We start from the raw sequence: 12,311 nt of genomic DNA, 5'->3' as shown, positions 1-12,311 counted from the left end.
GGGCATTTGCGTTCGGCGGATTGTGCAGTGCGCCCCGCTGCATTACGATAGGGACGACCGATGAAAGGAACCACGACAACCCTGTGGAGGTGAGCGGGCTTTGACAGATGTACACCGGCGAACAGCCGCCGTGGTGACCTTGAGTGACGCGGGCAGCCGAGGAGAGCGGGAAGATACCAGCGGCGATTTGGCCGCCGACATTTTGACGCAGGCCGGATTTCAGGTGGTCGCGCGCCACATTCTCCCGGACGAGCGCGGCCAGATTACCGCATTGCTCCGCAAGCTATGCGATGAGTCTCAGGTTCGACTGGTGGTTACCACCGGCGGAACGGGACTGGGGCCGCGCGATGTCACGCCGGAGGCGACGTTGGACGTGATCGACCGGGCACTGCCGGGCATGGCGGAAGCGATGCGGATGGAGAGCCTGAAAAAGACGCCCTTCGCGATGACATCTCGGCAGGTCGCGGGCGCGCGCGGCTCGACACTCCTCGTCAATTTACCGGGGAGCCCGAAAGCCGTCAAGGAGTGCCTGGACGTCATTTTGCCCGTGCTGCCTCACACGCTGGACATCCTCGCAGGACACACCCGGCACGAAAGCCGATGACCGCCTTTTACCGGCCGGACCTGTGCCGGGCTGGCTGAGCCGCAGCGGGACTTTCGCTGGCAGGGCGGCCCGGTCAAAGGCCCGGGCCGGTGCCGGGATCAGCGAAAACGCGACCGTGCCGCGCTGTCCGGAGCGACCGCTTCGCTGTCTTCGCCGCGATATTCGCGCCCCATTTCCGCGGAGCGCTGGGCGGCAGCGCGCAGCGCCTGTGCGATGATGCCATCCAGGTTTGCGTCCTGCATCGCCTGGATGCCCGCATGGGTGGTGCCCCCTTTGGACGTCACCCGCTTGCGCAGTTCGGCCGGCGACAGCCCCCATTCATCCAGAGTGCGCGCCGTTCCGACAACCGTTTGCAGCAGCAGCAGACGCGCGGTCTCGGGTGTAAAACCCAGCTGAACCGCCGCGTTCTCCATCGCTTCCAGAACATAGCAGACGAACCCAGGCCCGCTGCCCGAAAACGCGGTCACCGCATCCATCATGTCCTCGGACAGTTCCACAACCTCACCCAACTGACGCAGCAGGAACAGTACATGCTCGCGCTCCTGTGCATCCAAGTCTGGACCGCACGTCACCGCAGTGACGCCGGACATCACAGCGACCGGAATATTGGGCATCGTGCGGATGACGTGCGCCCGTCCCTCCACTTGCTCATGGAGCCAGGCGCGTGTGAGTCCCGCAGCAAACGAGACCACCACCTGGCCGTGCAGGAACGGCCGCAGCTGCTGGAGCACCGCCGCCATATCGGCAGGCTTGACGGACATCACCACCAGGTCGCACTCCGCTGCGTCGGACAGCGCGTCTGTCGGCACCACACCATACAGCCGCTGAAGTTCCTCCAACCGCGCCCGTCCGGAACGGTTGATGACATAAATTTGCTTCGGGTCCACCGCGCCGCGCACCGTGATCCCGCGAATAAACGCCTCTGCCATTGCGCCAGCGCCCACGACAAATATGCTGTAGTCCGGATTCATTCATCACGCACCCATTCGCATGTAAATTCAAAATACAGAATCTTAATACGGCTGATTATACGCCGCTCCCGTCACGCGAACAAGGACAGTGGAACGCCTTCCAACGCCAGAAAACGATTGCAAAAGAATTTTCTGCATCCTGGGTAGTACACCCAAAAACACGCGTCGACTGCACGAACCTGTAAATGACTGAATACTTTGGCCGCCTCAGGAGCGTCGAGGCTTGTGAGCATGCCATTCATGAGGAGCGGTGCAAGGTAATTTATCCATTTGGAGGGATTTTGCAGATGAAGGGTCGTCTTATCACGAAAATCGTGTCGGGCGCAGCAGTTTTGGCCGTTGGCGGTTTTGCAGCAGGCGCGACCGGGGTCGCCCCCGCCTTGTCGTCGTCCCCGTTAGCCAGTCTCCCTGGGCTGTCCAGCCTGACCGGATCGAGCGCGTCTTCCCTGGGCGTGAAGCAGTCCTCCAGCCTGTCCACGAGCGGCGGCTCCTTTTCCTCCAGCATGTCGGGACCGGATGGCTCGGGCGGCAGCCTGTCCAGCAGCTTTACCTCTGCACCTTCCGGCGCTGTCTCTACTTCCCTGAATGGACCGAGCGGCACCGGCAGCGCCTCGGCGAAGTCCTCCCTGAGCACGAGCGGAGGCTCCTTCAGCTCCAAGCTGTCTGGGCCAAATGGATTGGGCGGATCGACCAGTTCGTCCCTGTCCACGTCGAAGGGCGCGTCGATGAGCGGCTCTCTCTCTGGCCCCAATGGATCGGGTGGTTCGTTCTCCGGCACGCTCAATCCGAACGGAAAAAGCGGCGGTTCTTTCTCTGTGACGCCGCCATCCGGCCTGCCCAGCCTGCCGACGGGTGGACTGCCGAGCCTGCCGAGCCTCGATCCGAGCACCATCACCAACGCCCTGGGCAGCGCGAATGCGAGCACGCTGACCAACGCGCTTGGCAGCCTCAGCCCCAGCACGCTGACCAACGCCCTGGGCAGCCTCGGCAACTAAGATCCTCGCCAACGCAATTCATCACGCAGAACTGCAAGTCCTCGCCCCAGCCGCGGGCGAGGACTTGTTGTCTGGCCGCGCAAACGCCGTTTCGATACGCTGGCGTTTACGCATACAGCACGGCCCACGCCGCGCGCACGAACCGTTCTTGAACGTCTGGCAGTTCTCCCGCGCGCGCCATGCCGATCCACTCGCGCGCGTCCGTTTCTGCATTGGGCACAAACGGCCGTTCCTCCATCAGCTCAGCGACGATCGCGACATCAAACGAGGGCCCTGTGGCCACGGCATCCACGATGCGCAGCACGCGCACGACGCAGGATGCTTCCTCATACACTTCACGCGCAGCGGCGACGGCCACATCTTCCCCGCGCTCGACCAGCCCGCCGGGTAAACGCCACGCCGGATCACGATAGGTATGACGCAGCCGCAGAAACTCCTGGCGCGCATTGAAGACTACGACGACCACCGCAATCGGGTAGGTCGGCTTCAGCAGCCGGATCGCCAAACTGCGCAGCCATGCCGGCATGCCCCCATACACACGCACCAGCATCCCATGCGAACCCGACGGACGCGCTCTGGCCACCGATTGCCCCCTCCTTCACGCGTCCGAAGGCCGGACGAAGTCGCAAATCGTGTCAATCAACGCCTGCTCCCATACGTGCTTGGAAAAGGTGTGGTTCGCGCCCTCAATGAACCGCGTCTGTGCCCGCCCGCCGTACACCTTCTCCTGGTAGCTTTCAGACACCGCGAGGGGCACCGTGGCGTCATCGGTGCCGTGCACCAGCAGCACGTCGCCCGTGTACGATTTCGCCCGTTCATACGCATCCAGGGTCAGCAGGTCCAGCGCGAACGACCGCCCGACCAGATTGCCTTCCAAATCAAACACGTCCGCCTGCGGGTCGATACCGCCCGGTCCACCCACGCCGACCTGCCGCGCCATCGTGAAGACAAACTCCCGCAAGTTGCCTGCGGGTGCAATCAGCACCAGGCGCCGAACGTCCGCTGGCCGGCTGGCGGCAACGATGCTCGCGACGAGACCGCCTACGCTGTGGCCGACCAGCGTGATGCGCGCGGCGTCCACCTCCGCGAGGCCCGCCGCAAAATCTAACATCGCGTTTGCCTCCGCGACCTCCCGCGTCACCGTGATGTCCTGAAACAGGCCGTCACTCTCGCCGCTGCCGGAAAAATCGAAGCGAACCACCGCCACTCCGATGTTCGCCAGGACACGCGACAGCTTCACGAACATTTGATGCGGTCCCAGCTTGTCGGCCGTGAACCCGTGGTAAATGATGACGGCTGGCCACGGGCCTTGTCCGTCCTCCGGTACGTGCAGCATCCCCCGCAGGGTCAGCCCCTGGTGCTGTAACTCAACGGCCTTCTGCATATCGTTTCCCTCCGTCCAATGGAACTTGGCACCTAGGTGATGGTCCACAAAAGCGCGTGGTCTGATCCGTGCCGGCCGCACCCCTCCGCAGCGATGATTCATTTCTTTAGTATAGCGGTCCAGAGCACAAACGACACCTGTGTCAAACTCGCGGCACCCATGGACGCCGAAGTCTGTTCGGCACGAAAAGTTCGTGAATTAATGTCATATTTTCTTACATATTCGGTTGACGGCATCCGTTGTCTATTCCTATAGTGAATAGGAGCAAAATTGATTCGACCAGTATAGGAGTGGAGAACCTTGACGCCTCGCGACGTATTGGATTTGATGGCGAAAAACAATGTAGAGATGGTCGACTTTCGAATTGTAGACGTACCCGGACGACAACACCATGTAACGATTCCTGCCGTAGAAGTCACGGAAGACATGCTCGAGAACGGTGTCGCATTTGACGGGTCGAGCATTCAGGGCTTCCGGTCCATCGAAAACAGCGACATGGTGATGAAACCGATTCTCGATACAGCCTTCGTTGACCCCTTCTACGCCGTGCCGACCCTCGGCCTGATGTGCCAGGTGTATGAGCCGAACGGTACGCGGTACGACCGGGATCCACGGTATATCGCGGAAAAGGCAGAATCCTACCTGCAAAAGCTGGGCATCGCGACGCACGCGAACTTTGGACCGGAGCTGGAATTCTTCCTGTTCGACGATGTGCGGTTTGACGCCAGCTCGCAAGGCGCCTTCTACAGCATCGACTCCGAAGAAGCGATGTGGAACACCGGCCGTGCAGAAGGTCCCAACCTGGCGTACAAGGTGAAGAACAAGGCGGGGTACTTCCCGGTGCCGCCCACCGACCGACAGCAGGACATCCGCACGGAAATCGTGCTTGAGTTGATGAAAGCCGGACTCCGCGTCGAGCGTCATCACCACGAAGTCGCGACGGCCGGGCAGGCAGAAATCAACTTCCGCTTCAGCACGCTGACCAAAACAGCCGACAACACCATGCTCTACAAATACATTGTCCGCCAGGTTGCTTACAAGCACGGCAAAGTTGCGACGTTCATGCCGAAGCCGATTTACGGCGACAACGGGTCGGGCATGCACGTACACCAGAGCTTGTTCAACGGAGACGACCCGCTGTTCTACCAGGAAGGCGGTTACGGCAACATCAGCGACTTGGCGAAACACTACATCGCAGGCATCCTGACACACGCCCCGGCCGTGCTGGCGTTCTCCAACCCGAGCACCAATTCCTACAAGCGCCTTGTGCCAGGATATGAAGCACCGGTCAACCTGGTGTTCTCAAAGGGCAACCGCAGTGCAGCCATCCGTCTGCCCATCGCGTCCGTGTCGCCGAAGGCCGTTCGCATCGAATTCCGCACACCGGACGCGACGTCAAACCCGTACTTGGCCTTCTCTGCGATGCTCATGGCTGGCTTGGACGGGATTCGCCGCAAGCTGGACCCGACCGAACTCGGCTTCGGCCCCATCGACAAGAACATCTACGAACTCAGCAAAGAAGAGAAGCAGCAGATTCAGAGCGTGCCGTCGTCCTTCGAAGAAAGCCTTGCCGCGCTCGAAAATGACCACGAATTCCTGCTCGAGGGCGGCGTTTTCAGCAAGGATTTCATCTACAACTGGATCAACCTGAAACGCGCGACGGAAATCGAGCCGCTCAACCTGCGCCCGCATCCGTACGAGTTCCAGTTGTATCTCGACCTGTAATCCAGCCAGCCCCATTCACAGGGAGCACCGCACCCCGCATGCAGTGATGCCGTCACTGCGCGGGGTGTTTGATTTGTTCACGAAACCGCCTGGTTCGCGAAACCGCCTGCTTGAATTCTCCATCATTACGGTTTATGGTTGGGCAAAGGCCGCTGGGTGTGACACCCGTACTGCCGATGAAAGGAGGCGCAGCAGCCCCTTTGATTCAAGAGAAGCTGCGCGCGGGCCTGCGAGTCATCTTTGTCGGATTCAACCCGTCCATCACATCCCATGAGCGAGGATTGAACTACGCGGGTCGCAACAACCGGTTTTACCGCATTCTGTACGAAAGCGGTCTCACAGCGCGTCTGTACACGCCGGAAGAAAGCCCGCACCTGCTGGAGGACTACGGCTACGGCTTCACCAACCTGGTCGCCCGCCCCACGAAGCGGGCGGACGAGCTGACCGCCGAGGAATATCGGGAAGGCGCCCGCATCCTGCGAGAGAAGCTCAAACAGTATCGCCCTCGCGTCGCCTGCTATGTCGGCAAAGGGGTGTACGAGCGATACAGTGCACGGCGCAAGGTGCAATGGGGGTTTCAAGCGGAGCCCGTGCTGGAAGGCGTGATGGACTTTGTCGGCCCCTCGTCGAGCGGCCTCGTTCGGATGACGCTCGCTGAACAGGTCTCCATTTACGCTGAACTGACGAAATTCATGCAATACCTAAAGGAGCCGTGAAGGATGCGCACGGGACGGATGATTTCCTACAGCGCCGGCAATGTTGGCGCCAGCATGTTGATTCAGGCCTTTTCTGCATTCGCCTACTTCTACTATGTCGACCAACTGAAGGTGCCGGACGAATGGATTTCCACCGCACTCGTCATCCACGGCATCTTCAACGCGGTCTTAAACCCGCTGTCCGGTCAATTGTCAGACCGGACGCGATCACGCCTTGGCCGCAGACTCCCCTGGATGCTGGGCGGCATGGTGCCGCTTGCCATCGTGTACGTGCTGATTTGGACCCCCTTGGTCCCCCGCGGACACCTCCAGGCCTTACTCGTGTACTTTTTTATTGTGGTGCTCCTCTATGACATCTTTTACGTGTTCGTCGTCCTGAACTGGACCTCCCTGTTTCCAGAGTTGTTCCACAAGCTGCGCGAGCGCTCCGTCGTTTCCGCGTGGCGGCAAATGTTCGGCATCATCGGCATGATTGTCGGTGTCGCGCTGCCTCCAGTCATTTACAAGACGTACGGCTGGACCGCACTCGGGCTCATTTTTGGCATCGTCGGCCTCATCAGCTTCCTGGCAGCGGTTTGGGGCGCATGGAATCCGCGCGACACGCACTTCGTCGAAGCCGGACTCCCCTTAGGCAAAGCCTTGTCGGCGACGTTCCGAAACCCGGCCTTTGTGTTCTATGTCATCGGATCATTCTTCTTCCAACTCGCCTTTCAAATCATCCCGGGCGCCGTCCCGTTTTTCGGTGAGTACGTGCTGCACGCGTCCGGGGCGGCGCAGACCTACATGCTCGGGGCCATGTTTATCGTCGCGATCCCGATGGTTTACGTTTGGAGCGCCGTCACCAACCGCATCGGTCCACGGAACGCGGTGATGACATCCGGCATCCTGTTTGCCGCGTCCCTCATCGGATTCTGGTTCGTTTCGTCGAGCGCCCTGGCCATCATGTGGGCCGGAGTCCTCGGGCTGAGCCTCGCAGGGTTGATGATTTTACTCGACGTCCTGTTGTCCGACGTGATTGACGAAGATCACGTCAAAACAGGCACCCCGCGCGAAGGCATGTACTTCGGCGTTCAGGGGTTCATCGTTCGCTGGGGCGTGTCCTTGAACGCTGTGCTCACAACCACCGTGCTCAATCGGTCGCACTACGTTGCGGGTGCCGCCCACCAAGCACCAACAGTCGCCACAGGCATCCACTTTTTGATGAGTTTCGCGCCGATGATTTCCGTCCTCATCGCGGTTGCCGCCTTCGTGTTCTACCCGCTGCGCGGCCAGCGGCTTGCCGCAGTGAAGGCAAGGCTGGCGGAGATGGAGGCCGAGGCATAAGGGGAGGGGTTGTGCCTTGTGCGGGCCGGCAGAGGCCGCGGAGCCGGCGGCGAACGTGGGCCAGCGGCGAACGTGGGACGACGCTTAAGGCGGGTTTTGTGCCCTATGCCGCCCGCCAAAGGCCGCGATCCCGATGCATAAGGCGGGTTTCATGCCCTATGCGGGACGACGGCGAACGTGGGCCGGCACTTAAGGCGGGTTTTGTGCCTTGCGCCGCCCGCCAGAGGCAGCGATCCCGATGCATAAGGCGGGCTTTGTGCCTTGCGCCGCCCGCCAAAGGCCGCGATCCCGATGATAAGGCGGGTTTCGTGCCCTATGCGGGCCGACGGCGAACGTGGGCCGGCACTTAAGGCGGGTTTTGTGCCTTGCGCCGCCCGCCAGAGGCAGCGATCCCGATGCATAGGGCGGGTTTCATGCCCTATGCGAGCCGGCGGCGAACGTGAGGACGACGCTTAAGGAAGGTTTTGTGCCTTGCGCCGCCCGCCAAAGGCCGCGATCCCGATGCATAAGGCGGGTTTCGTGCCCTATGCGGGCCGACGGCGAACGTGGGCCGGCGCTTAAGGCACCTTTCGTGCCCTATGTCGACTGGCCGGGACCGCGATCCCGATGCATAAGGCACCTTTCGTGCCCTATGCCGACTGGCCGGGACCGCGATCCCGATGCATAAGGCACCTTTCGTGCCCTATGCCGACTGGCCGGGACCGCGATCCCGATGCATAAGGCACCTTTCATGCCCTATGCCGCCCGCCAGAGGCCGCGATCCCGATGCATAAGGCACCTTTCGTGCCCTATGCGAGCCGGCGGCGAACGTGGGATGGCGCTTAAGGGAAGGTTTTGTGCCCTATGTCGCCCGCCAGAGGCCGCAGCGGCGTCTTAGAGCTGCTCACCCCCAAAAAACGGCTCCCATCGCGATGACGGGAGCCGTGATGACAGGACCGACCAGCCTGAATATGACGCGGTCTCGATATGGCGCGCTCTCCATTTGACGTGATTTGCCTACTGCAAATACGATTTGACACGGTCGTAGACTTGCTCTGGGGACATGCCTTCGGCCGAGATGACAGGCACGTCCTGGACCACATCCTCCATGCCCATCAAGTTGTTGTCCGCGCCGGTGACGACACAGCAGCAGGCGTCCTGCGCGATCGCGTCGCCACGCATTTCCACACATTCGCAACCCTGGCTCTCCAGGTATTCTTTCACGTTGTTCAATGCAGGTTCTACTGCAACGACCTTCATTCCATCGCCTCCATAAGATTTCCTTCGATGCAGAGTATGTCAGTGCAGCGGGAAAATTATGCAGCTGAAACAAATTTGCTTCGAACAACGTCATACCCATACAATAGGGTGAGACAAGCGCCTGTTGGCACTTCAGGAGGGTAAGCATTGAAAATCACGTTCTTAGGACAAGCTGGTCTGTTTATTGAAACCAAGCACGGCAGTATTCTTTGTGACCCCTGGTTCAATACGGCGTACTTCGCGTCGTGGTTTCCGTTTCCAAGCAATGAGTTCGTCGACATCAAGAAGATTTCCAACCCGACGTACCTGTACATCTCGCACTTGCATCACGACCACTTTGATCCAAAATTCCTGCGCGATCACGTTTCCAAAAACGCCATCGTGCTTCTTCCCGATTTCCCGCTCAACCATCTGGAGCAGGAGCTGCGTGCCATCGGGTTTGAACACTTCGTGCATACCAAGAATTGCACGCCTGTGGAAATGGACGGCCTGCGCTTCATGATTTACGCGCTGACCGCACCGACAGACGGTCCGATCGGCGATTCCGGTCTGATGGTCGACGACGGTGAGACGCGCATTTTTAACCAGAACGACTCGCGCCCCGTCGACATGGACCTACTCAACAGCTTCGGCCCGTTTGACGCGCTGTTCCTGCAATTCTCGGGCGCCATTTGGTACCCGATGGTGTACAAGTTTCCCAAACAGGCACTCGACGCGCTCAGCCGGAAGAAGCGTGAGAACGAGTTGGCGCGGGCGCTCCGGTACATCAACGAGATCGACGCAAAGTATGTCGTCCCGTCCGCCGGCCCACCGTGCTTCCTGGACGACGACCTGTACTACTTGAACGACTTGAACCGGGATGAAACGAACATCTTCCCGGATCAGACGGTGTTTTTGGAATACATGGAGGAACGGGGGGTGCACTCCGGGCGGCTGATGATTCCGGACAGCGTGATGACGCTGGAACATGGCCAGTGCCATGTGGAGCACCCGCTGCCGGACGACGAGGTCGCCGCGATTTTCAAGGAGAAGGACGCCTACCTGAAGGCGTATCAGGCGCGTCAACGTGCCACCATTGAAGCTGCGCGCGCGTCGTGGCCGCGTGGGCAGGTGAATGTGCTGGAAAGCCTCAAGTCTTGGTTTGAACCGCTGATGCAGCAAGCCGACTTGACGGCAGCCGGGATCAACGGGAACATCATCCTCGACCTCGACGACGAGAAAATCTGCCTCGACTTCCAGCGCCGCAAAGTGGAAGCCTGGGACGGCAAAGAGTGGGATTATATTTTCGAGATTGACCGCGCCCTGGTCGAGAAATGCGTGGTCGAACACTACGAAGACTGGGTCAACGAACTGTTTTTGTCCTGCCGCTTCCGTGCGGAGCGAAAAGGCGGATTCAACGAGCACGTCTACAACTTCTTCAAGTGCCTCTCCCAGGAACGACTGCAGTATCTCGAGGGGTACTTGGCAGAGAAAGCACCGGTCAAGGACTTGTTCGAATGCGAAGGCTACCTCGTACAGCGACGTTGCCCACACCTGAAAGCCGATCTGGCGCGGTTTGGACACGTGGAGGACGGGATCCTCACCTGTCGCATGCACGGCTGGCAGTTTGACCTGGAAACCGGCCGCTGCCTGACCTCCGACGACCGCCAGTTGTACACGAAGAAGCTGGATGCTGGCAAGGAAGTACCGGCGGCCCGGCGGTAGTAGGGGCGCGGAGTGTAGGGCGTGGAGGCCGGGCGGTGGCGGGGCGCCGACCGGGGCGGTAGCGGGGCGACCGGATGGCCGACTCTAGGCCGGCCGTCGGAGGCCGCGATCCCGACGCATAAGGCGCCTTTCGTGCCCTAGTCCGGCCAGCGCGACCGGGGCGCCGACCCTTAAGGCGCCTTTCGTGCCCTATGCCGCCGCAAGACAGAGAGAGCCCCGGCGCTTTAGGCGCCTTTCCTTCCTAAAGGGTGGTCCGGCCCGGCCGGACCGTCCGACTTAGGGCGCCTTTCGTGCCCTATGCCGCCGCAAGACGGAGAGAGCCCCGGCGCTTTAGGCGCCTTTCCTTCCTAAAGGGTGGTCCGGCCCGGCCGGACCGTCCGACTTAAGGCGCCCTTCGTGCCCTATGCCTGCCCACAGCGGCCCACCAACCACCTCTCCTCGCACGCACCCCCAGCCTCCGCCAAATCGCCCGCTATATTCGGTCATCCGGCGGCAAATCGGCGGCCGGGTCAATCGACTTCGCGTCCGTATCCGCTCTGCCTTCCGCTTTCGGCGACCCGCTGGCATCCTGTCCGCTGGCATCCTGCCTCAGCATTCCATCATCTGCCAACTCCGTACCGGGGGAAGGTTCAAGCGATCCGACTTCAACATCGGCGGTCCCCGGCCTCCGCGCGCGTTGGTACAGCACGCGGGATGCCTCCGCTTCCTTGCGGCGCTGGTCGATTCGCACATACGCCGCGATGGCGCCCGCTAGGATGACGAACGCCGCGATCCAATACACGGTGTGTCCCAACGCCTCATGAAACGCGCGCATCCAGGACCCATGTGGCCCCATGTATACCACCCTCCCTTTCCATAGGGGTAGTATGTGGAGCCTTTCGGCATGTATCCCGCCCATTGCGTTGTGCCGCTCGCTGTCCGCGCATCGATCTTCCGTGCATCGATCTCCCTCACCGCACATCCCCCGGCCGCGCCCACGACTCGTTCAGCGCCAACCCGCACGCGATGAAGGCAGCGATCGACGTGCTCGTCCACCTCCGCCCAGGGAACAAAGACTTCGGGAACGACCGCCGCGAGGACGACCGCCGCGGCAGCAAACGCTCCGGCCGACCGGTGACCGTGCTGGGAAGCATGGGCGAGATGGGCAAGTACAGGTCCGCGGACACCGATCGGTCGGCCGGTATGTCGCCCAAAAGCGGATCACGGCGCTGTACACGTACACCGAAGCAGCCCGGCAAATCAGCGAAGGTGCCAGAACAGCCGGGTTTCCCGCGCGGCGAATCCACCACTTTGTCAGCAGGGCGGCACGGGCGCCCCGCATAGCGCATGAAACCCGCCTTAGGCACTGACATCCTGGGCGGCATAGGGCATGAAAGGTGCCTTAGGCATCGGGATCGCGGTGGACGGCGATGGGCGGCGATTGGCACAAGGCACGAAAGGTGCCTTAGGTGCACCGCCGGCGCGGCACGGGCGGCACGGGCGACCCGCATAGGGCATGAAACCCGCCTTAGGCATCGGCAGCCTGGGCGGCATAGGGCATGAAAGGTGCCTTAGGCATCGGGATCGCGATGGACGGCGATGGGCGGCGGCTGGCACAAGGCACGAAAGGTGCCTTAGGCGCACCGCCGGCACGGCACCGGCGGCACGGGC

11 protein-coding genes are annotated in these 12,311 nt (G+C 61.2%); 6 read left to right on the top strand and 5 right to left on the bottom strand.

Going from position 1 to position 12,311, the window contains the following annotated elements:
- Positions 1-100: 100 nt before the first annotated feature.
- Positions 101-604, top strand: a complete 504-nt coding sequence (locus tag JI721_RS08330) for a MogA/MoaB family molybdenum cofactor biosynthesis protein (RefSeq protein WP_274457557.1) — start codon at positions 101-103, stop codon at positions 602-604.
- Positions 605-702: 98 nt separating this feature from the next.
- Here the strand turns inward: JI721_RS08330 and proC are convergent, their stop codons facing one another.
- Complete coding sequence (gene proC, locus JI721_RS08325) at positions 703-1,575, bottom strand: pyrroline-5-carboxylate reductase (RefSeq protein ID WP_274457556.1); 873 nt, start codon at positions 1,573-1,575, stop codon at positions 703-705.
- Positions 1,576-1,862: 287 nt separating this feature from the next.
- Here proC and JI721_RS08320 point away from each other — a divergent pair, with 287 nt between their 5' ends.
- Positions 1,863-2,570, top strand: a complete 708-nt coding sequence (locus JI721_RS08320) for a hypothetical protein (RefSeq protein WP_274457555.1) — start codon at positions 1,863-1,865, stop codon at positions 2,568-2,570.
- A gap of 106 nt (positions 2,571-2,676) precedes the next feature.
- Here JI721_RS08320 and JI721_RS08315 read toward each other — a convergent pair whose 3' ends face one another.
- Together JI721_RS08315 and JI721_RS08310 are read right to left on the bottom strand one after the other, a co-directional pair.
- The gene (locus JI721_RS08315; protein WP_274457554.1) at positions 2,677-3,153 is read right to left on the bottom strand and encodes an NUDIX hydrolase; all 477 of its coding nucleotides are present in this window, start codon (positions 3,151-3,153) and stop codon (positions 2,677-2,679) included.
- A 15-nt stretch (positions 3,154-3,168) separates the two neighbouring features.
- Positions 3,169-3,954: an alpha/beta hydrolase family protein gene (locus JI721_RS08310; protein ID WP_274457553.1), complete on the bottom strand. Its 786-nt coding sequence runs from the start codon at positions 3,952-3,954 to the stop codon at positions 3,169-3,171.
- A 300-nt stretch (positions 3,955-4,254) separates the two neighbouring features.
- Between JI721_RS08310 and glnA the strand changes: the two genes are divergently transcribed.
- The 3 genes from glnA to JI721_RS08295 all read left to right on the top strand — a co-directional run bounded on the left by glnA (position 4,255) and on the right by JI721_RS08295 (position 7,718).
- The gene (gene glnA, locus JI721_RS08305; protein WP_274457552.1) at positions 4,255-5,679 is read left to right on the top strand and encodes a type I glutamate--ammonia ligase; all 1,425 of its coding nucleotides are present in this window, start codon (positions 4,255-4,257) and stop codon (positions 5,677-5,679) included.
- 200 nt (positions 5,680-5,879) lie between these two features.
- Positions 5,880-6,395: a mismatch-specific DNA-glycosylase gene (locus tag JI721_RS08300; protein WP_307016657.1), complete on the top strand. Its 516-nt coding sequence runs from the start codon at positions 5,880-5,882 to the stop codon at positions 6,393-6,395.
- A gap of 3 nt (positions 6,396-6,398) precedes the next feature.
- Positions 6,399-7,718: an MFS transporter gene (locus JI721_RS08295; protein WP_274457551.1), complete on the top strand. Its 1,320-nt coding sequence runs from the start codon at positions 6,399-6,401 to the stop codon at positions 7,716-7,718.
- Positions 7,719-8,714: 996 nt separating this feature from the next.
- Here the strand turns inward: JI721_RS08295 and JI721_RS08290 are convergent.
- Positions 8,715-8,957 (bottom strand): YkuS family protein, encoded by a 243-nt coding sequence (locus tag JI721_RS08290; protein ID WP_274457550.1) that lies wholly within the window; start codon positions 8,955-8,957, stop codon positions 8,715-8,717.
- 147 nt (positions 8,958-9,104) lie between these two features.
- Between JI721_RS08290 and JI721_RS08285 the strand changes: the two genes are divergently transcribed.
- Positions 9,105-10,661 carry a Rieske 2Fe-2S domain-containing protein gene (locus JI721_RS08285; RefSeq protein WP_274457549.1) on the top strand — a complete coding sequence of 519 codons (1,557 nt, stop codon included), beginning with the start codon at positions 9,105-9,107 and terminating at the stop codon, positions 10,659-10,661.
- Between the two features lie 472 nt (positions 10,662-11,133).
- Here the strand turns inward: JI721_RS08285 and JI721_RS08280 are convergent, their stop codons facing one another.
- Positions 11,134-11,496 carry a hypothetical protein gene (locus JI721_RS08280; RefSeq protein WP_274457548.1) on the bottom strand — a complete coding sequence of 121 codons (363 nt, stop codon included), beginning with the start codon at positions 11,494-11,496 and terminating at the stop codon, positions 11,134-11,136.
- Positions 11,497-12,311: the final 815 nt, after the last annotated feature.

It is taken from the genome of Alicyclobacillus cycloheptanicus, from assembly GCF_028751525.1.
Classification (GTDB): Bacteria; Bacillota; Bacilli; order Alicyclobacillales; family Alicyclobacillaceae; genus Alicyclobacillus_L; species Alicyclobacillus_L cycloheptanicus.
This window is presented reverse-complemented; position numbering and strand designations above follow the sequence as displayed.

Excerpts from the sequence above, each read along its gene's own strand:
- proC (WP_274457556.1), bottom strand. The coding sequence starts at position 1,575 with ATGAATCCGGACTACAGCATATTTGTCGTGGGCGCTGGCGCAATGGCA.
- JI721_RS08320 (WP_274457555.1), top strand. The coding sequence starts at position 1,863 with ATGAAGGGTCGTCTTATCACGAAAATCGTGTCGGGCGCAGCAGTTTTG.
- JI721_RS08310 (WP_274457553.1), bottom strand. The coding sequence starts at position 3,954 with ATGCAGAAGGCCGTTGAGTTACAGCACCAGGGGCTGACCCTGCGGGGG.
- JI721_RS08295 (WP_274457551.1), top strand. The coding sequence starts at position 6,399 with ATGCGCACGGGACGGATGATTTCCTACAGCGCCGGCAATGTTGGCGCC.
- JI721_RS08290 (WP_274457550.1), bottom strand. The coding sequence starts at position 8,957 with ATGAAGGTCGTTGCAGTAGAACCTGCATTGAACAACGTGAAAGAATAC.
- JI721_RS08280 (WP_274457548.1), bottom strand. The coding sequence starts at position 11,496 with ATGGGGCCACATGGGTCCTGGATGCGCGCGTTTCATGAGGCGTTGGGA.